Raw genomic sequence first — 1538 nt, 5'->3', positions numbered from 1 at the left:
TGATATAGATAAGCCATATGTATCAGGGAGTTTGTATAATACAACTAACCCTATTCCCTCTACTCTACCCAAGCAAGATCATATCACAACACTAAGCTCTAAAACCATAGGAGCACAAGAGTATGGTTATAATCAATTATGTTTCTCTAACCTCAAAGATAATGAAGAAATCTATATAAGAGCACAAAAAGACTATAGAGAATCTATAAATAATAATTTCTCTCAAACTATACACAACAATAAAGATTCTAAAGTGCAAGGAAGCTATAGTGAATCTATTACTAAATATCATAAGCAAGAAATATTAGGTTTAAAAGATGTAAGAGTTGGAGCAGAATATCTTACCAATGTAGCATTAAGTAAAGATACCATAGTAGGATTATCTCATACTCTAAACATAGGAGCTAGTAATACACTAAGAGTGGCTAATGATAGTAGTGAGAGTATTGGGGGAGAGAGGAAGGTGGAAGTTGGGGGGAGTAGCAAAGAGGAAGTGGGAGGGGATAAAACAGAAATCATAGAGGGAGATAGTAAGAATCACATCAATAAAGGATATGAGCTTTATGCAACAAATGGCATTAGTCTAAACACGCAACAACAATTCAATCTTAGCTCAAATAATTATATTATTGTATCAAGTAATGAGGATTTAAGCTTACAAACTAAAAAACAATTGACACAAACTGCGGATTCTAGCTATACTAATATAGAATCTAATTGCGAAGTGCAAGCTGGCAATCAAATAACTCACCAAGTGGGTGAGACTACCATAACCGCTACTTCAGATTCTGTCATCATCAAAGCTGGCGGAGTAGAAGTAACAATAGATTCTAAAGGATTGATAGTCAAAGGTGGAGAAGTTAAGAGTGAGTAGAAAAGAGATAGAATCTAAAAAGGTAGAGTGATGAGTGAAAAGCCCAAGAGAGAATAGAGAATCTAAGGAGGTAAAAGTGAGTAAGGTAACACAGGAATACAGAGAAACAAGAAAGTCATAGAATGAGAGTAGAATCAAAATGAAAACAATAGCTGCAAATAGAATATAGGGCATTATAATGAGCAAACTTGAAGCACTAACAATTCATACAGCTCACAACACCCTCAAGCAAAGTAGTGAAATGTTGCTTTATGATACATTTAAATTATACTTCGACATAGACTTAGAGAATGATATACAACACATTAATGAGAGCAAAGAGGCTTTAGATACTTTTCTTAAGGATTGCAAAAATGACTATATACAAATTTTACAAAATGACATCACTCAAGAGAATCTAAAAACACTCCAAGCCTCAAAAGAATATCTTGCTTTATTACACATACAATATTGTGGTGATAGCAAGCAAGTATTTGGCAAAGGCTTTAAAGAAGCACTCAAAGAGCAATCCCGCCTTAAGCTTTGGTATGAGATACGCTATAATAGTGGAAGCACAAAAAACAAAGACATAGCCCTAAGACGCTTTAAGCAATCTAATCTCTTTGGGCTTTATGAAAATAATGATATTAACAATATAATACTCCAACCTCTTTATGATAGCACA

Annotated in this window: 1 protein-coding gene and 1 pseudogene; both read left to right on the top strand. The window is 33.9% G+C overall.

The features are described from left to right. Nucleotides 1-874: bacteriophage T4 gp5 trimerisation domain-containing protein (locus tag B9T66_RS08645; protein ID WP_095628555.1), on the top strand; the 874-nt coding region annotated here is incomplete at its 5' end. A gap of 178 nt (nucleotides 875-1052) precedes the next feature. After that, a pseudogene (locus B9T66_RS08640) lies at nucleotides 1053-1538 on the top strand (TIGR02594 family protein); the annotation flags it as partial.

This window comes from Helicobacter sp. TUL, from assembly GCF_002287135.1.
Classification (GTDB): domain Bacteria; phylum Campylobacterota; class Campylobacteria; order Campylobacterales; family Helicobacteraceae; genus Helicobacter_F.
This window is presented reverse-complemented; position numbering and strand designations above follow the sequence as displayed.